The 20,438-nt window shown below is 73.3% G+C and carries 15 protein-coding genes; 9 read left to right on the forward strand and 6 right to left on the reverse strand.

Annotated features, from left to right (window positions below; genetic code table 11):
- Window positions 1-41 precede the first annotated feature (41 nt).
- Both ACIBQ8_RS14470 and ACIBQ8_RS14475 read right to left on the reverse strand, forming a co-directional pair.
- Entirely contained in the window at window positions 42-2,024 is a 1,983-nt protein-coding gene (locus ACIBQ8_RS14470; protein WP_397175714.1) for an amino acid transporter, read from the reverse strand.
- Between the two features lie 82 nt (window positions 2,025-2,106).
- On the reverse strand, window positions 2,107-3,078 hold the full coding sequence (locus tag ACIBQ8_RS14475; RefSeq protein ID WP_397192115.1) for a PP2C family protein-serine/threonine phosphatase: 972 nt from the start codon (window positions 3,076-3,078) through the stop codon (window positions 2,107-2,109).
- 138 nt (window positions 3,079-3,216) lie between these two features.
- Between ACIBQ8_RS14475 and ACIBQ8_RS14480 the strand changes: the two genes are divergently transcribed.
- The 5 genes from ACIBQ8_RS14480 to ACIBQ8_RS14500 all read left to right on the forward strand — a co-directional run bounded on the left by ACIBQ8_RS14480 (window position 3,217) and on the right by ACIBQ8_RS14500 (window position 10,201).
- Window positions 3,217-5,322, forward strand: a complete 2,106-nt coding sequence (locus ACIBQ8_RS14480; RefSeq protein WP_397175718.1) for an ATP-binding protein — start codon at window positions 3,217-3,219, stop codon at window positions 5,320-5,322.
- A 131-nt stretch (window positions 5,323-5,453) separates the two neighbouring features.
- Window positions 5,454-6,668 (forward strand): cytochrome P450, encoded by a 1,215-nt coding sequence (locus tag ACIBQ8_RS14485; protein WP_397175719.1) that lies wholly within the window; start codon window positions 5,454-5,456, stop codon window positions 6,666-6,668.
- 237 nt (window positions 6,669-6,905) lie between these two features.
- Window positions 6,906-7,850, forward strand: a complete 945-nt coding sequence (locus ACIBQ8_RS14490; RefSeq protein WP_397175721.1) for an alcohol dehydrogenase catalytic domain-containing protein — start codon at window positions 6,906-6,908, stop codon at window positions 7,848-7,850.
- Between the two features lie 3 nt (window positions 7,851-7,853).
- Window positions 7,854-9,146, forward strand: a complete 1,293-nt coding sequence (gene melA / locus ACIBQ8_RS14495) for an alpha-galactosidase (RefSeq protein ID WP_397192116.1) — start codon at window positions 7,854-7,856, stop codon at window positions 9,144-9,146.
- A complete protein-coding gene (locus tag ACIBQ8_RS14500; RefSeq protein WP_397192117.1) occupies window positions 9,143-10,201 on the forward strand; it encodes an amidohydrolase family protein in 1,059 nt (352 codons plus the stop codon). The genes melA and ACIBQ8_RS14500 overlap by 4 nt, the downstream gene beginning before the upstream one ends.
- Before the next feature lie 4 nt (window positions 10,202-10,205).
- Here the strand turns inward: ACIBQ8_RS14500 and ACIBQ8_RS14505 are convergent, their stop codons facing one another.
- Window positions 10,206-11,081 (reverse strand): sigma-70 family RNA polymerase sigma factor, encoded by an 876-nt coding sequence (locus tag ACIBQ8_RS14505; RefSeq protein WP_397192118.1) that lies wholly within the window; start codon window positions 11,079-11,081, stop codon window positions 10,206-10,208.
- 219 nt (window positions 11,082-11,300) lie between these two features.
- Here ACIBQ8_RS14505 and ACIBQ8_RS14510 point away from each other — a divergent pair, with 219 nt between their 5' ends.
- Window positions 11,301-12,608: an FAD-binding oxidoreductase gene (locus ACIBQ8_RS14510; protein ID WP_397192119.1), complete on the forward strand. Its 1,308-nt coding sequence runs from the start codon at window positions 11,301-11,303 to the stop codon at window positions 12,606-12,608.
- Here ACIBQ8_RS14510 and ACIBQ8_RS14515 read toward each other — a convergent pair whose 3' ends face one another.
- On the reverse strand, window positions 12,609-13,883 hold the full coding sequence (locus ACIBQ8_RS14515) for a C39 family peptidase (protein WP_397192120.1): 1,275 nt from the start codon (window positions 13,881-13,883) through the stop codon (window positions 12,609-12,611). It abuts the gene before it with no gap.
- A gap of 174 nt (window positions 13,884-14,057) precedes the next feature.
- On the opposite strand from ACIBQ8_RS14515, the gene ACIBQ8_RS14520 reads away from it, so the two are divergent.
- Window positions 14,058-14,516 (forward strand): GNAT family N-acetyltransferase, encoded by a 459-nt coding sequence (locus tag ACIBQ8_RS14520; protein WP_397192121.1) that lies wholly within the window; start codon window positions 14,058-14,060, stop codon window positions 14,514-14,516.
- 27 nt (window positions 14,517-14,543) lie between these two features.
- On the opposite strand, the gene ACIBQ8_RS14525 is transcribed toward ACIBQ8_RS14520, so the two are convergent.
- A complete protein-coding gene (locus ACIBQ8_RS14525; protein ID WP_357979480.1) occupies window positions 14,544-14,990 on the reverse strand; it encodes an Lrp/AsnC family transcriptional regulator in 447 nt (148 codons plus the stop codon).
- Between the two features lie 162 nt (window positions 14,991-15,152).
- Between ACIBQ8_RS14525 and ACIBQ8_RS14530 the strand changes: the two genes are divergently transcribed.
- On the forward strand, window positions 15,153-18,569 hold the full coding sequence (locus ACIBQ8_RS14530) for an indolepyruvate ferredoxin oxidoreductase family protein (RefSeq protein WP_397192122.1): 3,417 nt from the start codon (window positions 15,153-15,155) through the stop codon (window positions 18,567-18,569).
- Window positions 18,566-19,699, forward strand: a complete 1,134-nt coding sequence (locus ACIBQ8_RS14535; protein WP_397192123.1) for an acyl-CoA dehydrogenase family protein — start codon at window positions 18,566-18,568, stop codon at window positions 19,697-19,699. The genes ACIBQ8_RS14530 and ACIBQ8_RS14535 overlap by 4 nt, the downstream gene beginning before the upstream one ends.
- A 113-nt stretch (window positions 19,700-19,812) precedes the next feature.
- On the opposite strand, the gene ACIBQ8_RS14540 is transcribed toward ACIBQ8_RS14535, so the two are convergent.
- Window positions 19,813-20,373 (reverse strand): GNAT family N-acetyltransferase, encoded by a 561-nt coding sequence (locus tag ACIBQ8_RS14540; protein ID WP_397175738.1) that lies wholly within the window; start codon window positions 20,371-20,373, stop codon window positions 19,813-19,815.
- Window positions 20,374-20,438 lie beyond the last annotated feature (65 nt).

A 20,438-nucleotide genomic window follows, 5' to 3' on the forward strand; every position in this document is an offset into this window, starting at 1 on the left:
CCCCGGATCAGCCCAGGACCGGCCGGACCGGGCGCGGCCGGTCAGCCGCCGACGTGGATGCCGGGCCGCCGCTGCGGCTCGGGCTCGACCTTGCGGATGATCTCGCGGACGACCGGCGCGGTGTCGCCGCGGCCCAGGATGAGGTAACGCAGCAGGTGGACCATCGGCGAGCCCTCGGCCCACTCGAAGTAGCAGTGGGGCCGCACCCCGGTGCCGTCGCGCAGCGCCAGCAGCACGGCCGCGATGGCGTTGGGCGCGGCCGGGCTCTCCGCGCGCAGCACGCGGTGGCCGTCGACCTCGACGCCGCGCACCCGCAGGACGTCGCTGAAGCTGGACGGGTCGATGACGTCGATCTCCAGGAACAGCACGTCGGCCCGGCCCGGCACCGGGTTCATGGCCCGCTGCTCGCTCTCCTTGGCCAGGTACTCGGCCGCGTCGCCGGGGCCGCGCCGGTTGGCGATGATGTTGAGCGCGCCGTCGTGGTTCAGCGAGTCGGTGACGAACCGGCGCGCGGCCTGGTCGAACTCGATCCGGTCGGCCCGCAGCTCGGTCGTGCGCGACACCCGCGAGATCAGCGAGATCGCGATGATGCCGAGGATGAAGAACGCCGAGATGGTGATGCCGTCGGGCTTCTCCCTGATGTTCTCCACCAGCGCGTAGACCAGCACCAGCGTCAGGACGGCGAAGCCCACGACGGCCGGCGTCTGGCGGTGGCGGACGGCCGAGATGGTCACCGCCACCGCGCCGGAGACCATCATGGCCAGGATGCCGGTGGCGTACGCGCCGGCCTGGGCGTCGACGTCGGCGTTGAAGGCCAGGGTGAGCAGGACGCAGATGGCCGTGTAGACCAGCACGACCGGCCGGACGGCCTTGCCCCACTCGGGCGCCATGCCGTACGAGGGCAGGTAGCGGGGCACGATGTTGATCAGGCCCGCCATGGCCGAGGCGCCGGCGAACCAGAGGATGAGGATGGTGCTGACGTCGTAGACCGTGCCGAAGCCCTCGCCGAGCCGCTCGTGCGCCAGGTACGCCAGCGCCCTGCCGTTGGCCTGCCCGCCCGGCCTGAACTGCTCGGCCGGGATGAGCACGGTCGTGACGAAGCTGGTGGCGATCAGGTAGACGCTCATGATGAGCGCGGCCACGGTCAGCAGCTTGCGGGTGTTGCCGATGCGCGAGCGCAGCCGCTGCCCGGGGTCGTCGCCCTGGGCGGCCACCAGCGGCATCATGCTGACGCCCGTCTCGAACCCGGACAGGCCTAGCACCAGCAGCGGGAAGGCCAGCACCGCCGGGCCGACCAGCCCGGTGAAGCCGCCGCGCCCGTTGAGCAGCGCGTCCGTCCAGCGCGACAGGACCTCCGGGTCGGCCGCCACGTCGGCGAACCCGACGGCCACGACGACCGCGTTGAGCAGCAGGAACAGCGCCACCAGCGGGATGGCGACGCCGACCGCCTCGGTGAAGCCCATCAGGAACACCCCGCCGAGCACCACCAGCAGCACCACGGTGATGATCACCGCGTGCCCGTGCAGGAAGCTCGGGAAGTACGGGTTCTCCAGGATGTGCACCGAGGCGTCGGCGGCCGACAGCGTGATCGTGATGATCCACGACGTGGCCACGAACCCCAGCAGGACCAGCACGAACAGCTTGCCCCGCCAGAACGGCAGCAGGCGCTCCAGCATGGCGACCGACCCCTGCCCGTGCGGGCTCTCCTTGGCCACCCGCCGGTACATCGGCAGCATGCCCAGCAGCGTCAGCGCCACGATGAGCAGCGTGGCCAGCGGCGACAGCGCGCCGGCCGCGAGCGCGGCGATGCCGGGCAGGTAGGCGAGGGTGGAGAAGTAGTCGACGCCGGTCAGGCACATGACCTTCCACCAGGGCTGCGGCTCGCCGTGGCCCTCGGCCGACTCGGGGCCGACCGGCTGGACCTGGTGCCGCAGCAGCCATCGCGCCGCCCCGCTCGAAGGCGGCCCGGTGCGGCCCGCGCTCTCGACCGACTCGGGTATGGCAAGCTCACCGGTACCGCTCACCGGAACTTCCTCTCGGGGACGCCGCCAAAGAACGTCCCCACCTTAGGGGGTCGGATCCGGGCGGCGCCCGGGGCGGTCCTCCCTAGAAGCCGTCCTTGCGGGAGTCGGCGGGAAGTGCGGTGGCGGCCGGGCCGTCCGGCGCGGGACCGGCCGCGCGCTCGGCGGGGTCCGGTGCGGGCACCGGCTGCACCAGCACCAGCGTCAGGTCGTCACGCAGGTCGCCGGCGTGCTCGTCCAGCAGGTCGAGCAGGTTGGGCAGCGCGTGGTCGAGGCCGGGCGCGGCCAGGGCGTGCCGGACGTGCTGGTCGAGCGGGAACTCCACGCCGTCGGCGTCCCTGGCCTCGCTCAGGCCGTCGGTGTAGAGCAGCAGCCGCTGGGACAGGCCGAGCCCGGCGCGGCGCATCCGCGGCTCCGGGCCCAGGCCGAGCGGCGGCGACGGCTCGGGCGGCTCCAGCGCCTCCAGGCGGTGGCCGATGCGCAGGGGAGCCGGATGGCCGCAGTTGACCAGCCGCACCTCGCCGGGCACGAACTCGGCCAGCAGGACGGTCACGAAGTCCTCCTCGCCCAGGTGCGGGACGAGGTCGGCGTCGAGCGCCGTGACCAGCGTCACCAGGTCGGGCGCGTCGGGCGCGTGCCGCCGGAAGGAGGCCAGCACGACCGCGCTCAGCCGGACGGCCTCCATGCCCTTGCCCTTGACGTCGCCGACGATCAGCCGCACCCCCGAGGGCGCGACCAGCGCGTCGTGCAGGTCGCCGCCGATCAGCGCCTGGTCGGTGGCCGAGCGGGTGTGGACGGCCAGGCTCATGCCGCCGAGCCGGGGCGGCAGCGGCCGGACGATCGCCTGCTGGGCCAGGTCGGCGATCTGCCGCACGCGGAACAGCTCGCGCTCCTGGTCGCACTGGAACCGGTAGGCCACGGACGTGAGCCCGGCCGCGGGAGCCAGGACGAGCAGGCCCGTCAGAGGGTCGAAACCCGCGCGCCCGAAGGTGACATAGAGCGCGACAACCCCTTCGACCAGCAGGAACAGCAGGAACCAGCCTCGCTGTGAACGCATGGTGTGTCTCCGGTTATCGGCTTCTTCTTTCCGGACGCGGCGAACAGGGTGAGTAGCTACTTTCTCACTTTTAGTCACGCAGTGCATCAGGTTCCGGCAAGCTGCTGTCACAACTTCATCCGATAGGTGGCGATCACGATGGCAGGTAAGTGGCAGGCGGGCAACCTTCCAGCGGAACTCACGAGCCTGATCGGCCGCGGCGCGGAGCTGGAGCAGGTGCGCAGGGCGTGCCGGCGGTCGCGGCTGGTGACCCTGACCGGGGTGGGCGGCGTGGGCAAGACCCGCCTGGCCCTGCGCGCCGCCGCCGACCTGCGGGCCGACTTCGCCGGCGGCTGCTGGCTGGTCGAGCTGTCGCCGCTGGACGACGGGACCCTGCTGCCGCACGCCATCGCCGAGGCGCTCCGGCTCACCGACCAGACCACCAGGCCCATGTCCGAGGTGCTGGCCGAGCACCTGTTCGGGCGCGAGCTGCTGCTCGTGCTCGACACCTGCGAGCACCTGGTCGGGGCCTGCGCGGTGACCGTCGAGGGGCTGCTCGCGGCGGTGCCCGGCCTGCACGTGCTGGCCACCAGCCGCCGTCCGCTGGAGGTGGACCCCGAGCTGGTGATCGTGGTCGACCCGCTGCCGGTGCCGGCCGCGGGCGCCGCCGCGCCGCTCGGCCACGACGCCGTGACCCTGCTCGTCGAGCGCGCCACGGAGACGATGCCGACCTTCGAGATCACCGACACCAACCGCGACGACGTCGTCCGGCTGTGCCGCAGGCTGGAGGGCATCCCGCTGGCGATCGAGCTGGCCGCGGCCCGGCTGCGCGACCTGCCCCTGGGCCATCTGGCCGACCGGCTGGAGGACCGCTTCGCCACGCTGGAGGACGACCCCGCGCTCACCCAGGAGGCCGACCCGCCCTGGCACCAGGCGCTGCGTACCGCCGTCGGGTGGAGCCACGAGCTGTGCGAGCCCGCCGAGCGGCTGCTGTGGGCGCGGGTGTCGGTGTTCGCCGGGGACTTCGACGCCGAGGCGGCGCGCCGGGTGTGCGCCGACGAGCGGCTGCCCGAGGCCGACATCGGGCTGCTGCTCGACGCCCTGGCCGACGAGTCGATCCTGACCTGGCTGCCGACCGGCTCGGGCGAGCGCTACCGCATGCTCGACACGCTGCGCGAGTACGGCGCGGGCTGGCTGCGCGGCCTCGGCGAGGAGGAGGAGCTGCGCCGCCGGCACCGGGCCCACTACCAGGACCTGGCCGTGCGCGGCGCGGCCGGCTGGCTCGGCGCCGGCCAGCCCGCCTGGTACGACCGGATGGTCGGCGAGCACGACAACCTGCGCGCCGCCCTGGAGAACGCGCTCGGCGAGCGGGACGGCCGGGCCGCCCTCGACCTGGCCGGCACCCTGGCCTTCTTCTGGTACGGCTGCGGCTACGCCAAGGAGGGCCGCCACTACCTGGGCCAGGCCCTGGCGCTCGACCCGGCCCCCGGCCCGGTCCGCGCCCGCGCCCTGTGGGCCGACGGCCTGCTCGCCGCCACCCAGGGGGACGCCGCCGCCGTCGCGGCGCGGGCCGAGGAGTGCGAGGCCGCCGCGGCCGACGACGACGCCTTCGCCGCGCTGTGCGTCAAGGCGCTGCGCTCGTCGGCCGGCGTGATCCGCGGCGACCTGGAGCAGGCCATGGCGGAGTCGGAGCCGGCGTACGCGATGCGCTGGAACGGCGAGGAGCTGACGATCGCCGGGCTGCTGGCGCTGATGTGCCGGGCGGTCGCGCACACCGTCGCCGGCCGGATCGAGGAGGCGATCTCGGTGCTGGAGGACCTGCGCGCCCTGTGCGACCAGCAGGGCGAGCAGGCCATGCGCTCCCACGGCGACCTGCTGCGCGGCCAGGCCGAGCTGGCGCGCGGGCAGGTGGCGGCGGCCGTCGCCTACGGGCAGGCGGCGTTGCGCACCAAGCGAAGGCTGCACGACGACTTCGGCATCGGGCTGACCGTCGACCTGCTGGCGCTCGGCGCGGGTGCCGCGGGCCGGCCGGAGCGGGCGGCCCGGCTGCTGGGGCTGGCGCAGCGGATCTGGAGCAGCCACGGTCAGGCGCAGGCCAGCGTCCCGGCCTGGGTGGCGGCCCGGCAGGAGTGCGAGCGGCAGGCGCGCGAGGCCCTGGGCGACGACGCGTACGGGTCGGCGTTCCGCGCCGGGTTCGACGGCGAGGTCGACGCCGGGATCGCGTACGCGCTCGAACCCGAGGGGGAGGGGCTGCCGAACGTGTGAGACCACCGATCCTGGGGCTCCGACGTGGCGGAGGAGGCAGATGTTGCCTGCCTGGCGGTGACAACCTCACCCCTTGGATCCATCGGCGTTACCACGGAGAGTGGGGAGACATCCGTACATGGGAGGCTGCATTGGACACCGCGCCACTTCCGTTCCCGGTTCCCGGCGAGCGGACGTCCGAGACGATCCGCCGCCTGCGGGACGAGCACGGACCGGTCCTGCCCGTCCTGCTGCCGGGGGAGGTGAACGGCTGGCTGGTGACCTCCTACGAGGCGACGGACGAGGTGCTGGCCAACGACGAGGCCCTCTACAGCAAGGACGCCAGGAACTTCACCGGCCTGCATGACGGCACCGTCCCCGCCGACTGGCCGCTGCGCCAGGTCATCGAGGGCGACCACCTGCTGACCAAGGACGGCGCCGACCACCGGCGGCTGCGCAGCCTCATCAACCGCGCCTTCACACCGGCCCGGGTGGCCGCGCTGGCGCCGCGCGTCCAGGAGATGACCGACGAGCTGCTCGACCGCATGGCCGGGCGGGACGGCGAGGTCGATCTCGTGCATGCCTTCAGCGAGCCGCTGCCGGTCGCCGTGATCTGCGAGCTGTTCGGCGTCCCGCAGGAGGAGCGGACGCAGATCCGCGAGTGGACGGGGGTGATGTTGTCGCACGCCGCCGCCCCCGACGAGGTGAACGCGGCGGCCGGGTCGCTGCTCGGCTACCTGGCGGCCTTCATCGCGCGCCGCCGCCGCGAGCCGGCCGACGACCTGACCACCGGCCTGATCCGCGCCAACGAGGACGACGGCGGCCGCCTGTCCGACAACGAGCTGCTGTGGATCCTGTGGGTCGTGCTCGTCGCCGGTCACGAGACGACCGTGCACCTGATCGCCAAGGCGGTGGTGGCCCTGTGCGCCGACCCCGCCCAGCTCGACCGCGCCCGTACGGAGGACGCGTGGGAGCAGGTGGTGGAGGAGGCGCTGCGCAGCCGCAACTCGGTCGTCGGCCTGGTCTTCCGCTACGCGCTCAAGGACGTCACGGTCGCCGGCACGACGATCCCGGCCGGGCAGCCCATCGTCGTCGGGCTCACCGGCGCGGGCACCGACCCGGCCCGCTACGGCCCGGACGCCGGCCGCTTCGACCTTGGGAAGGCCAAGGAGGGGCATCTGGGCTTCGGCCGGGGCCCGCACTTCTGCCTGGGGGCGCCGCTGGCCCGGCTGGAGGCCAGGATCGCGCTGTCGTCGCTGTTCGGCAGGTTCCCGGGGCTGCGGCTGGCGGTCCGTCCCGAGGAGATCGCCTACACGGCGTCGATCATCACCGAAGGGCCGCTGGCGGTGCCCGTGCTGCTGCGCTGATTCTGCCTGTCAAACCGTCTTTCCGTGATTCGGAACAGGGCGGCCGGGAGCGGGGACGCAGTCCTCGACCCGGCCGCTCCTGCTGTGCCGGGTGCGGTGATGCCGCCCCACTCCGCTCGGCCTCTTGACATGATCTTCGCCGCAATGGTCTCCTAGCGCCAGTTCGGAATCGCATTCCTTATGACGGAACAGGACGGGGATCTCCATGGAACGCGCGCATTCGGCCGGCCGGCCCTCGTGAGGGCTCTCGTCTTCACCGCACCCGGCGTCGTGGAGCAGCGGGACGTGCCCGAGCCCGTGGCCGGGCCGGACGAGGTGCTGGTGCACGTGGTCGCCTCCGGCATCTGCGGCAGCGAGCTGCACGGCGTGAAGACCCCCGGGTTCCGGGTGCCGCCGCTGGTCATGGGGCACGAGTTCGCCGGGCGCACCGACGACGGGCGGCCGGTGACGGTCAACCCGATCCTGTCGTGCGGCGCGTGCGACGTGTGCCTGCTCGGTCGGCCCAACGTGTGCAGGAAGCGGCAGATCATCGGCGTGCACCGGCCGGGCGCCTTCGCCGAGCGCGTCGCGGTGCCGGCCGCGTCCGTGGTGCCGCTGCCCGACGGGCTCGGCTGGACCGCCGCGGGCGTGGTGGAGCCGGCCGCGAACGCCGTGCACGCCTGGGGGCTGGCCGGGCGGCCGGCCGGGGCGCGGGTGGGCGTGATCGGCGCCGGGGCCATCGGCCTGGCCTGCCTGCTCACCGCCCTGTCCGGCGGCGCGGCCGGCGTGGAGGTGGCCGACCGCTCGCCCGAGCGGCTGGCCGTCGCCGCGGAGCTCGGCGGCGTGGCGGCGGGCGCCGAGCTGACCGGCGAGTACGACGTGATCTTCGACGCGGTCGGCGCCGCCTCCACCCACGAGCAGTCCCTGTCCCGGCTGCGCCCCGGCGGCGTGGCCGTCTGGCTCGGCCTGGCCGACCACGTGGCCGGGTACGACGCCGCCGACCTGGTGCGCGGCGAGAAGCGCGTGCTGGGCTCGTTCGCCTACGACGCGGCCGACTTCGCCGCGGCCGTCGACCTGGCCGGCCGCTGGGACCTGAGCTGGGTCCGGACCTTCCCCCTGGAAGAGGGCGCCGAGGTCTTCACCCGGCTGATGAACGGCCAGGCCACCCCCGTCAAAGCCCTGCTGACCCCGGAATCGAGGTAATCCATGGCCCGCATCGTCCTGGTGGGCGCCGGCAGCATCACGTTCGCCAAGAACCTTCTCTCCGACATCCTGACATTTCCGGAACTGTCGGAGTCCACCATCGTGCTCCACGACATCGACAGGGCCCGGCTCGACACCGCCGCGGCGATGGCCCGCTGGATGGTCGCCGAGCTGGGCATCGGCGCCAGGATCGAGGCGCACGCCGACCGCCGGCCCGCCGTCGAGGGCGCCGACTACGTGATCAACGAGATCGCGGTGGGCGGACTGGAGGCGGTCCGGCGCGACCTGGAGATCCCCGCCGCGTACGGCGTGCGCCAGACGATCGGCGACACCCTGGGCGTCGGCGGCATCTTCCGCGCCCTGCGCACGATCCCCGTCATGGTCGGCATCGGCGACGACCTGGCCGAGCTCGCCCCCGACTCGGTGCTGTTCAGCTACACCAACCCGATGTCGATGATCCCCTGGTCGGTCTACGCCGGAACCCCGTTCAAGAACGTCGTGGGCGTCTGCCACGCCGCCCGCGACACGCAGAGCACGCTGGCCGCCATGGTCGGCGTCCCGGAGGAGGAGATCTCCTTCCTCACCGCGGGCGTCAACCACCAGGCGTTCGTGCTGCGCTTCGAGCGCGACGGCGAGAACCTCTACCGGCGGCTCGACGAGCTGATCGAGCAGGACCCCGAGCTGCGGCGGAGGGTGCGCGTGGAGGTCTACCGCAACTTCGGCTACTTCCCGACCGAGTCCTCCGAGCACGGCTCGGAGTACCTGCCGTGGTTCCTGCCGCACGCCGAGGAGGTCGAGCGGTACCGCATCCCGATCAACGTCTACCTGGAGTGGCTGGCCGAGGGTTACGAGGAGTACGAGCAGTACAAGAGCTCGCTGGAGGCCGGCCGGGGCGTGCCGATCGAACGCGGCGACGAGCTGGCCTCGCTGGCCATCCACTCGATGGAGACCGGCGCCCCCAGGCTGATCCACGGCAACGTGCGCAACGGCGGCCTGATCTCCAACCTGCCGCCGGAGGCCACCGTCGAGGTGCCCTGCCACGTCGACGGGTCCGGGGTGCGGCCGCTGCCCGTCGGCGAGCTGCCCGCCCAGGTCGCCGCACTCAACCGGGCCTTCCTCAGCGTCGGCGAGCTGACCGTCAAGGCGGCCCTGGAAGGGCGGCGCGACCACGTCTACCAGGCCGCGCTGCTCGACCCCAACACCGCCGCCACCCTGCCGGTCCGCAAGGTCCGCGAGCTGGTGGACGCCCTCATCGAGGCCCACGGCGACCTGCTGCCCGAAGGCATCAGGAAGTGACCCTGCCCGACGCCGGCCTGCCGCTGTCCCGCTACCGTCCGGTGTCGCAGCTCCGGGTGGCCGTGCACGAGGTCGGCCGGGCCCGGCTGCCCGTGGTGGACGCCCACATCCACCTCGGCCGCTGGCTGACCGAGGACGGCGGCTGGATGGTGGGGGACGTCCCCGCCCTGATCGGCATGATGGACGAGCTCAACCTGCGCGGCATGGTCAACCTCGACGGCCGCTGGGGCCGGGAGCTGGCCGAGAACCTCGAACGCTACGACGCCGCCCATCCGGGCCGGTTCGCCACGTTCTGCCACGTCGACTGGTCCGAGACCGCGACGCCCGGCTTCGGCGAGCGGCTGGCCGCCCAGCTGCGCCGCTCGGTCGCCGAGGGCGCGGCCGGGCTGAAGGTGTGGAAGGACGTCGGGCTGCGGGTGCGCGACCACCGGGACGAGCTGGTCATGCTCGACGACCCCCGGCTGGACCCGCTGTGGGCCGCCGTGGGGGAGGCGGGCGTCCCCATCGCCCTGCACACCGCCGACCCGGTCGCCTTCTTCCAGCCCGTGGACGAGCGCAACGAACGCCTCGAACTGCTGGCCGCCCGGCCCGACTGGAACTTCTCCGGGCCGCAGTTCCCGCCGTTCGAGCGGCTCATGGAGGCCATGGAGTCGATGGTGGCCCGGCATCCGGCCACGACCGTGATCGGGGTGCACGCCGGGTGCTGGCCGGAGAACCTGGGGTTCGCCGGCCGGATGCTGGACGCGTACCCGAACTTCCACATCGACATCGCGGCGCGCGTCGCCGAGCTGGGACGCCAGCCGCGCGCCGCGCGGGCGCTCCTGCTCCGCCACCCCGGCCGGGTGCTGTTCGGCACCGACGAGATCCCGCCGCACCCGGACGTCTACCGGATCCACTTCCGGTTCATGGAGACCGACGACGAGGCGTTCGCGCACTCCCTCGACGACCCGCCGCTGATGGGCCGGTGGACGATCTCCGGGCTCGACCTGCCCGGCGACGTCCTGGAACAGGTGTACGCGGGCAACGCGCTGCGGCTCGTGCCCCGGCTGGCCTGACCGGTCAGGGCGCGAGGGCCAGGTCGAGGGCGAGGTCGAGGGCGGCCAGGCGGGCCGGGTCGGAGACGATGTCGATCTCGGTGACGCGCTCGCCGTCCGTCGTGACGCGCAGCACCAGGAACAGCCGGCCGCCGCGCAGCACGCCGATGCCCGGCCTGCCGTCGACGAGCACGAGATCGGCGAAGCGCGCGCGGCCGGAGTCGGTGAGCGTGCCCTGCGCCACCGGACGGGCGCCGCGCCGCTCGCCGCCCGACCCCGGCACGTCCGACCGGTGCAGCACGTCGGGGTCGAGCACGGCGAGCAGGGCGTCCAGGTCGCCGGCGCGGGCCGCGGCGAGGAAGGCGGCCACGAGCTCGCGCTGCCTGGCGTGGTCGGCGGCGGGCAGGACGGGCGTGCCGTGCACCCGCTGCCGCGCCCGGCTGGCCAGCTTCTTGGCCGTGGCGGGGGAACGCGCCACGATCCGCGCGATCTCCTCGAACGGCACGGCGAACAGGTCGTGCAGCACGAACGCGACCCGCTCGGCGGGGCTCAGCGTGTCGAGGACCACCAGCAGGGCGAGCCCGACCGAGTCGGCCAGCACCGCGGCGTCGGCCGGATCGCCGTCATGGACGCTCACCTGGTCGAACCGCTCGCCCTCGACGAGCTGCTCGCCCCTGCGCCCGCGGGCGCGCAGCATGTCGAGGCAGACCCGGCCGACGATCGTGGTCAGCCAGCCGGGCACGTTCGCGACCCCGCCCGTGCCGGCGCGGGCGGCCCGCAGCCAGGTCTCCTGGACGGCGTCGTCGGCCTCGTCGGCCGAGCCGAGCATGCGGTGGGCCACCGCCCGCAGATGGCTCCTGGCCTGGTCGAAGTGGCCGGCCAGGTCGGCTTGCGCGTTCATCGGTCACCTTTCGTCGCGCCGGGTCGTCATACAGGCGGCTGGGCGACGACGAAGGGCGACCATGGCGGCATCCTAAGCCCGTCAGGGCACGGTGCGGGGCCCCGGCGCGGCGCGCGCGGGGGCCCCGCCGGCATGTCCCCGGGGCGATCTTCCGGATGGTCTGTCACCTTTCCGCGGCCCGCGTCGTCAAGGTGGTGAGTCTTCATGAAGGAGTGGACGATGACGTACGACAAGCTGCGCACCGCGGTCGAGGGACGCGTGTGGCTGCCCGGCGACGAGGGCTTCGAGGCGGCGGCCAGGGCGTGGAACCTGACCGTGGCCCAGCCGGTGGCCGCCGTGGTCGAGGCGGCCGACGCCGCCGACGTGGCCGCCCTGGTCCGCCATGCCCGCGAGGAGGGGCTGACCGTCTCCGCGCAGCCGCGCGGCCACGGCGCGAGCGGCACCGCCGACGGCGTGATCCTGCTGCGCACCGACCGGCTGGACGAGCTGGAGATCCACCCGGCCGAGCGGCGCGCCCGCGCCGGCGCCGGCGTGAGCTGGGGCGCGGTGCAGACCGAGGCGGGCAGGCACGGCCTGACCGGGCTGGCCGGCAGCAACCCGGCCGTCACCGTCACCGGCTACACCCTCGGCGGCGGCCTGAGCTGGTTCGGCCGCAGGTACGGCTGGGCGGCCGACAGCGTGCGCGCCTTCGACGTCGTGGACGCCGAGGGCCGGCCCGCGCGGGTGACCGGGGAGAGCGACCCCGACCTGTTCTGGGCGCTGCGCGGCGGCGGCGGCGACTTCGCGCTGGTGACCGCCGTCGAGTTCGACCTGTACGCCGAGCGCGCCCTGTACGGCGGCCGTCTCATGTGGCCCGGCCAGAAGGAGGCCGAGGTGTTCGCGGCCTTCCGCGAGCTGACCGCCGACGCGCCGCCCGAGCTGTCGTTGTGGGTGAACCGGATCCAGTTCCCCGAGGCGCCCCCGATGGTCACCGTGGACCTGGCCTACCTGGGCGAGGCGGCCGAGGCCGAGGACCTGCTGGGCCGGCTCGCCAAGATCGACGGCGTGCTGAGCGACACGCGGGCCGCGATGGCCACGGCCGACCTCGGCGCGATCACCGCCGAGCCGACCGACCCGGCGCCCGCGGTGGCCCGTACCGAGCTGCTGACCGGGCTGGACGCCGGCGCCGTGGAGATCCTGCTGGCCGAGCCGGTGGGGCCGCTGGTCGCCATGCAGGTCAGGCACCTGGGCGGCGCGCTGACCCGGCCGGGCGGCGGCGCCGGGGGAGCGCTGGCCGAGCCGTACCTGCTCTACCTGCTCGGGGCCGGGATCAGCCCCGAGCTCGGCCAGGCCGTACGGGCCAAGCAGGACGCGGTCGTCGCCGCCCTGGGCGAGCGGGTGAGCGGGCGCAAGCCGTACACGTTCCTGTCGCCGGGCGAGCGGGCGGCTCAGGCGTTCCCCGAGCCGGCGCTCGCCCGGCTGCGCGAGATCAAGCGGTCGCGCGACCCGCAGGGCGTGTTCCGCGCCAACTACCCGGTGCTGGACTGATCACCAGTTGGCGGGCAGGCCCGGCGTCGTGGCGGGCAGGGCGTGGCCGGGCGGGCTGATGACGTAGACGACGCCGCCGCTGCTCGAACTGCGCAGCCACACGTTCTCGAAGTCGGCGCGCGGATAGACGTGGCGGACGGCGTCGTTGGAGGGGGAGGCGGGGTCGTTGGCGATCACGTCGCCCGTCGCGGTGAAGCCGACGATCACCATGAGGTGGCCGTCGGTGCCGTATCCGGCGCCGGGCAGCTCGCCCTTCTTGAACGACTGCGAGGTGATCACCGGGATGCCCGCCTTGATCAGCCGCTCCAGCTCGGTCAGGGTGCGCAGACGGGTGACGAAGCCGTCCAGGCCGTACCGGCCGGCGTAGGCGGTGTTGAACGGCCAGTTGCCGGCGCCCTGGTAGGCGTGGTCGTAGGTGTAGCGGGCCGCGTGGTCCACCTCGGGGTTCGGGTCGGACGGGTCCACCCAGGAGGTGTCCTGCGCGCTCGGCCACTTGTCCCAGTAGCCGAGCACCATCGTGGTGGAGGTCGGGCTGCACCACGCCTCGCCGCCGCCGTCCCACTCGGGGTAGTGGCCGGCGTGCACGTTCTGGGAGCGGCGCGGGACGTTCAGCTCGACGCCCCACGCCCCGCCGCCGGGGCTGACCGGGACGGTCTTGCGCTCGGGCACGTTCGAGGCCATCGCGCCGAGCGTGCGCACCCGGGGCGTCACGGCCGAGCCCGGCCTGCGGTAGAGGGTCAGGCGGAGCTGGTACGCCGACAGTTGCCGCCCGGACGCCGCCACCAGCGTGTCCACGGCGACGGACCCGTCCGCGTCGCCCTGTCCGGCCACGGAGGTGCGCAGGATGTCGCCCTCCGCGTAGGACCAGCGGCCGAGGACGTACCACTTGCTCAGCCCGGCGGTGTTCCTGGCCCTGGCCTCGACCTGGAGCCAGCTCCCCTGGGGCACGTCGGCCGTCCAGGAGGCGATCAGCTGGGTGGCCGGGAAGCCGACCGTGCGCTCGGGGCCGGTCCATCGGGCGTACTCCCACGTCCTGGTGCCCAGGGCGTCGGTGTAGGAGGTGGTGCCGGCGGCCGAGGCGAACGACAGCCCGTCGGCGGCGGACGTGCCCTCGCCGGTGCCGGCGGCGAAGTCGGCCCGCTGGTAGACGACGTCGGGGACGACGGGGCCCGGCTTCGTCCCGGCGACGTCCTTCCCGGCGACGGCGGCGACGGCGGGCGGTTGGAGGGTGGTGGCCAGCAGGAGTCCGGACAGGAGGACGGTCAGCGCGCGCATGAACCCACCTTGCTCGGAAGGCTTCGGATGGGCCCGACAGTAGGGACATCCGGCGGGCAAAGCATCGGGAAATCTACGTATCGGCCATGGAGGCGCGGCCCGCGCCCGTCCTGGTGTGGAATGCTCTCCGCCATGCTGATAAGGAATGGGACAATTGATGACATTTTCTCGATCGTGGCGCTGCACGTGGAGAGCTGGCGTACGGCCTACGCGGGCATCATGCCCGACGGCTTCCTGAACGGCCCCCTGGACGACGACCGGCTCGCGCTCTGGCGGGAGCGGCTGGACCCGCCCGTCCGGGGGGCGGGCCTGTTCGTCGGCCACGACGACGACGGGGAACTGCTCGGCTTCGCCTACCTGCTGCCGGCCCCGGACGGCCGGATCCTGCTCGACAACCTGCACGTGCGGCCGGGGAGCACGGGCTCGGGCGCCGGATCGCGCCTGCTGCGGCACGCACTGGCCTGGGCGGCGGACGAGCATCCCGGCCGGGAGGTCTACCTGGAGGTGCTCAGGGCCAACACCCGGGCCGTCGGCTTCTACGAACGGCACGGCGCACGCCGCACCGACGAGCGGATGTGCCGTTTCCAGCAGGGGTTCGAGCTGCCCGAACTGGAGTACGCCTGGGTGAACTGACCCTCGGGCGACGCGCGGTGCGGGCGGTCAGGTGAGGGCGTCGCGCGTCCAGGAGCCCAGGACCAGCAGGGATTTGGTGCCGGTGACGTTGCCGGCCCGGCGCAGCCGGTCGATGACCTGCTGGAGGTGCCCGAGGTCGCGCACCCGTACGTGGATCAGGGCGTCGGGGTCGCCGGCGATGGTGAAGACGGCCTGCACCTCGGGCACGTCCGTCGCCGTGCGGACGATCTCGCCCACCGGCGTGGTCCCCGGGTACCGCAGCTCGGTGAACGCCTCGATGCCCCAGCCGAGCTTGGCGTAGTCGATCTGGACGGTGAACCCGGTGATCACCCCGATCTCCCTGAGCCGGTCGACCCGCCGCTTGACCGCCGCCACCGACAGGCCGACCTGCTCGGCCATCTCGGAGAAGGTGCGGCGGCCGTCCTCGCGCAGCAGCCGGAGCACCTGATGGTCGATGTCGTCGATGTCCGGCATGTGAGAATCCTCCTTGGTGGCGCAAAGTTCTTCTGCGCCAGAATCGCCCAGCTCACATTATTTGCGTCTTCGTTGTGGTTTCGCGTCTGATACTTGCGCACAGTAGCTCTCCGTTGCTGTGCTGGGAAACCCCACATACGCTTTGCCCGCCAGGAGGTTCGCGTGAGCGTGAACAGCGCGACCGTGTCGCTCGACGACAAGTACGCCGCGCCGGACGGCCGGGTGCTGATCTCCGGCATCCAGGCCCTCGTCCGGCTGACCCTTGAACAGCGGCGCCTGGACCGGGACCGCGGCCTGAACACCAGGGCCTTCGTCTCCGGCTACCAGGGCTCCCCGCTGGGCGGCCTGGACCTGGAGATGGGCCGCGCGGCCCGCTTCCTCGACGAGGCCGGCGTCGTCTTCCGGCCCGGACTCAACGAGGAGCTGGCCGCGACGGCCGTGGCCGGCACACAGCTCCTCGGCCAGGTCCCCGGCCGCAGCCACGACGGCGTCACCGCCTTCTGGTACGGCAAGAACCCCGGCCTCGACCGCGCCGCCGACGCCATCAGGCACGGCAACATGGCCGGCACCGCCGCGCTCGGCGGCGCGGTGGCCTGGATCGGCGACGACCCCGGCTGCAAGTCCTCCACCGTGCCCAGCTCGTGCGAGCCGATGTGCCAGAGCCTGTCGATGCCGCTGCTCGCGCCCGGCTCGGTCGCCGAGATCATCGAGTTCGGCCTGCACGCCGTCGCCCTGTCCCGCGCCACCGGCCTGTGGACCGGCCTGAAGATCGTCGCCGACATCGCCGACGCCTCGGCCACCGTCGAGCTGGGCGCGTCGCATGACGGCATCCCCCTCCCCGACCACGCCGACCGCGGGAAGTCGCCCATCCTGGTCGGCCCCTCCGCCCTGGACGCCGAGTACGACCTGCTCACCCGCAGGCTGGAACTGGCCCGCGACTACGGCCGCAGGCACGGGCTCAACCGCGTCATGCGCGACGCCCCCCGCGCCACGCTCGGCATCCTGGCCTCCGGCACCACGTACGCCGTGGTCCTGCGCGCCCTGGCCGACCTCGGCCTGGACGAGAGCGCCACCGAGGACCTCGGGCTGCGCCTGATCCGGCTCGGCATGCCGTTCCCGCTGGCCGAGGCCGACCTGGCCGCCATGACCTCCGACCTCGACCGGGTGCTGGTGGTCGAGGACAAGGTGCCGTTCCTGGAAGGGCAGCTCAAGCAGGCCCTCTACGGCGGCGAGCGCGCCCCCGTCGTGTCGGGCCGGGACCTGCTGACCGCCCGCGGCACCCTCGGCGCCGAGGACGTCGCCAAGGCCCTGGCCACCTGCCTCGGCCCCGACCGGCTCCCGCGCGGGACCGTCCACCTGGCCAGGCCCGCCTCCGCCGCGCGCCGCCTGCTGCCGATGGTCGCCGCGCGCACGCCGTACTTCTGCTCGGGCTGCCCGCACAACTCCTCCACCCGCACGTCCGACGACACGCTGGTCGGCGTCGGCATCGGCTGCCACGCCATGATCGCCCTGGACGGGCACGGCCGCGGCACCCAGATCGGCATCACCCAGATGGGCGGCGAGGGCGCCCAGTGGATCGGGCTCGCGCCGTTCACCCGGGACCGGCACTTCGTGCAGAACCTCGGCGACGGCACCTTCCACCACTCCGGCTCCCTGGCCGTGCGGGCCGCGGTGGCGGCCGGGGTGACGATGACCTACAAGCTGCTCTACAACGACGCCGTCGCCATGACTGGCGGCCAGCGCGCCGAAGGGCGGCTCGACGTGCCCGCGCTCACGCGCTCGCTGGCCGAGGAGGGCGTGCGCCGGATCGTCATCACCACGCCGGAGCCGGAGACCTACCGCGGGGTGCGGCTCGCGCCGATCGCCTCCGTGCGGCACCGCGACGACCTCGCCGACGTCGAGCGGGAGCTGGCCGCGCTGGACGGCGTGACCGTCCTGCTGCACGACGACAAGTGCGCGGCCGAGGAACGGCGGCTGCGCAAGCGCGGCAAGCTGCCCACCCCGACGGCGAAGGTCGTGGTCAACGAGCGCGTCTGCGAGGGCTGCGGCGACTGCGGCGACGTCTCGACGTGCCTGTCCGTCCAGCCCGTCGAGACCGAGTACGGCCGCAAGACCCGCATCCACCAGCCGTCGTGCAACTCCGACCTGAGCTGCCTCAAGGGCGACTGCCCGTCGTTCCTGCTGGTCGAGCCCGGCACCAGGGCGCCGCGCGAGCTGCCGCCGCTGCCCGTGCGGCTGCCCGAGCCGGTCGTCAGGCTCGACGGCGACGCCGAGACGCTGATCCGGATGCCCGGCATCGGCGGCACCGGCGTCGTCACGGTCTCGCAGATCCTGCAGATGGCCGCCCACCTCGACGGCCTGCACGCCGCCGGCATCGAGCAGACCGGCCTCGCGCAGAAGGGCGGCCCGGTCGTCAGCGACGTGCGCATCGCCAAGCGGCCGGTGGACGGCTCGGTGCGCGCCTCGCGCGGCACGGCCGACGTGCTGATCGGCTTCGACCTGCTCGGGGCCGCCGCCGACGCCAACCTCGCCGTCGCCGCGCCCGGCCGGACGGTCGCCGTCGTCAACACCTCCATCGTGCCCACCGCCGCCATGGTCACCGGACGGGCGACCGTGCCCGGCTCCTCGGCCGACGCCGTGGTCAGGCTGGAGTCCGCTACGGAGGGTGCGGACAACCTGTACCTCGACGCGCACGAGCTGTCCGAGGCGCTGTTCGGCGACCACATGCCGGCCAACATGCTGCTCGTCGGCGCGGCGTACCAGCACGGCTGCCTGCCCGTCTCGGCCGCCTCGATCGAGGCGGCGATCAGGCTCAACAAGGCCGCCGTCGAGCAGAACCTCGCGGCCTTCCGCTGGGGCCGGGCCGCCGTCGCCGACCGTGAGGCGGTACGCCGGGCCGCGCTCGCCGAACCCGCCGAGCGGCCCGCGCCCGACCTGGAGGAGACGCTGGCCCTGCGGGTGGCGGACCTGACCGGCTACCAGAACCAGACCTACGCCCGTACGTACGAGAACGACGTCAGGCGCGTGGTCGCCGAGGCGGCCGGACGCGCGGGGGAGGAGGCCGGCGCGCGCGTCGGGCTCGCCTACGCCCGCTCCCTGCACAAGCTCATGGCCTACAAGGACGAGTACGAGGTCGCCCGCCTGCACCTCGACCCCGAGGAGCAGGCCAGGCGCGAACGCGAGTACGGCGCCGACGCGGTCGTGTCCGTGCTGCTGCACCCGCCGCTGCTGCGCGCGATGGGCATGAAGCGCAAGATCCGGCTGCGCCGCTCCGCGCCGGTGCTGTTCCGCGGCCTGCGGGCCGCGCGCGTGCTGCGCGGGACCGCCCTCGACGTGTTCGGCCAGGCCGAGGTCCGCCGGGTCGAAAGGGAACTGATCACCGAATATCGTGATCTCATGCGTGCCGCCCTCGCCCGGCTGACCCCCGGCACGATCGACGCCGTCACCGAGATCGCCGGCCTTCCCGAGTCGATCCGCGGGTACGAGGACATCAAGCTCGCCCGCGTCGCCGAGTTCCGTCAGCGGGCCGCGGCCGCCCTGGCCCGCCTCGCCGAAGCCGCACCCAAGGAGTCGTCGTGACCGTTGACCGCCTGCTCCCCGACCAGGACGCCAAGGACCTGATCGAGCTGACCCGCGACATCGCCGACAAGGAGCTCGCGCGCCGGGTCGACGAGCACGAGCGCGCGGAGACGTACCCGGAGGGGCTGTTCGCCACCCTCGGCGCGGCCGGCCTGCTCGGACTGCCCTACCCCGAGGAGTTCGGCGGGGGCGGGCAGCCGTACGAGGTGTACCTCCAGGTGATCGAGGAGCTCGGGGCGCGCTGGGCGGCGGTCGCGGTGGCGACGAGCGTGCACACGCTGGCCTGCTTCCCCGTGGCCGCGTACGGCACTCCCGAGCAGCGCGACCGCTGGCTGCCCGACATGCTGGCCGGGCGGATCGTCGGCGGCTACAGCCTGTCGGAGCCGCAGGCGGGCTCGGACGCCGGCGCGCTCACCTGCCGGGCCGAGCGCACCGAGAGCGGCGACTACCGCATCACCGGCAACAAGGCCTGGATCACCCATGGCGGCATCGCCGACTTCTACGCCCTGTTCGCCCGTACCGGCGAGCGCATCTCCTGCTTCCTCGCGCCCGGCGCGGCCGAAGGGCTCACGTTCGGCCGCCCGGAGGAGAAGATGGGCCTGCACGCCGTGCCGACCACCAGCGCCCACTGGGACGGCGCCGTCATCGACGGCGACCGGCTGATCGGCGAGGAGGGCCAGGGCCTGCAGATCGCCTTCAGCGCCCTCGACTCCGGCCGGCTCGGCATCGCGGCCTGCGCCGTCGGCCTGGCCCAGGCGGCCCTCGACGAGGCCGTCGCCTACGCCAAGGAACGGCAGACGTTCGGCAAGCGCATCATCGACCACCAGGGCCTCGGCTTCCTGCTGGCCGACATGGCGGCGGGGGTGGACAGCGCGCGTGCCACGTACCTGGACGCCGCCCGCCGCCGCGACGCCGGCCTCGACTACAGCCGGCAGGCCAGCGTGGCCAAACTGGTCGCCACGGACACCGCCATGAAGGTCACGACGGACGCGGTCCAGGTGTTCGGCGGCTACGGCTACACCAGGGAGTTCCGGGTGGAGCGCTACATGCGCGAAGCCAAGATCATGCAGATCTTCGAGGGCACCAACCAGATCCAGCGCTTGGTGATCGCCCGCCAGCTCGCCAAGTAGCCCCTGACGCCCCGTGATCGACCTCAGTGATCACGGGGCTCTTTTTTCGTGTCAGGAGCCGCGTGCCGAGCCGGGTTCGCCGCTGGAAGTGACGGGACGAGGGCGGTTCGCAGTCAGAGGCTGTGGTCGGCGGGGGCTTCGAAGATCAGGCCGCGGCCGTCCTCTTCGTCCCAGTCCTCGCCGACCTGGACGAAGCCGAAGCCTGCGATCGTGGCCAGGGACGCGACGTTGTCGGGGCTGATCGTCGCCCGTACGGTCCTGACCGCCGGTTCGGCCGCGGCTCGGCGCAGCAGCTCGATCAGGATGGCTCGGCCGTAGCCCTGGCGGCGGAACTCGGGGGCGACCGCGTAGCCGATCTCCACCATGCCCGCCTCGTCGGGTGGTCCGTGGAAGCCGGCATGACCGATGACGACGCCATCGGGGCCGGTCACCGCCTGCCGTGCCATCCAGGATGCGTGGTCAGGGTCGGCGGCCATCTGGTCGATCCGGATCCGCCACAGCCACCGTGCTCTGTCTGTCACGAAGTAATCGGTCAGAACGACCCCCGCCGTCCGGCCGGCAGTGGCCAGGTCCCCGTCGAGGAGAGCGGACATCGCCGCGCTCGACAGCTCGACGAAGCGCACCTGCTTCGGACTGGTGGGGGACGACGGTTGACGATCGGGTTCATCTGTCACCGTGCGATGGTCGCAAAGTGTCCGCCGGACCGGAACCGGTTTTTCGCGAGCAGGGGGCCGGCCCC

It is taken from the genome of Nonomuraea sp. NPDC049646 (assembly GCF_044465525.1).
Lineage (GTDB): Bacteria > Actinomycetota > Actinomycetes > Streptosporangiales > Streptosporangiaceae > Nonomuraea.

Coding starts and splice junctions, on each gene's coding strand:
- ACIBQ8_RS14510 (WP_397192119.1), top strand. CDS start 11,301: ATGACGTACGACAAGCTGCGCACCGCGGTCGAGGGACGCGTGTGGCTG.
- ACIBQ8_RS14480 (WP_397175718.1), top strand. CDS start 3,217: ATGGCAGGTAAGTGGCAGGCGGGCAACCTTCCAGCGGAACTCACGAGC.
- ACIBQ8_RS14505 (WP_397192118.1), bottom strand. CDS start 11,081: ATGAACGCGCAAGCCGACCTGGCCGGCCACTTCGACCAGGCCAGGAGC.
- ACIBQ8_RS14525 (WP_357979480.1), bottom strand. CDS start 14,990: ATGCCGGACATCGACGACATCGACCATCAGGTGCTCCGGCTGCTGCGC.
- ACIBQ8_RS14515 (WP_397192120.1), bottom strand. CDS start 13,883: ATGCGCGCGCTGACCGTCCTCCTGTCCGGACTCCTGCTGGCCACCACC.
- ACIBQ8_RS14475 (WP_397192115.1), bottom strand. CDS start 3,078: ATGCGTTCACAGCGAGGCTGGTTCCTGCTGTTCCTGCTGGTCGAAGGG.
- melA (WP_397192116.1), top strand. CDS start 7,854: ATGGCCCGCATCGTCCTGGTGGGCGCCGGCAGCATCACGTTCGCCAAG.